The sequence below is a fragment of the Thermus sp. FJN-A genome (assembly GCF_054655095.1).
In genome coordinates this window covers 1-236 of record NZ_BAAHSC010000246.1, presented here as the reverse complement: position 1 = coordinate 236, position 236 = coordinate 1, and the positions used below count along the sequence as shown (strand labels likewise).

The following is a 236-nucleotide window of genomic DNA, read 5'->3' as shown; positions in this document are numbered from 1 at the left end:
TTCCTTCCGAGGGGGATTGGGGCCTGCTCCTGGAGGAGGGGGAGCGGGTGGTGGTTGAGGCCATGGGGGAGGGCCGGGTAGAGGGGGGACAGGTGGCCTGGTTTCGGGCGGAGGGGCGGGCGGAGAACCCGGTGTGCGCCTGGTGGATGGTGAGCTTCTCCCCCGACCCCCGGCGGGAGGACGAGCGGGAGATGAGGCTCTACAACGCCTCGGGCCGGGTGTGCGAGGGGGAACGA

At 71.6% G+C, this 236-nt stretch carries 1 pseudogene; it reads left to right on the top strand.

Features of this window, described 5'->3' with window-relative positions:
• A pseudogene (locus ACYQ0J_RS13600) lies at positions 1-236 on the top strand (hypothetical protein); the annotation flags it as partial.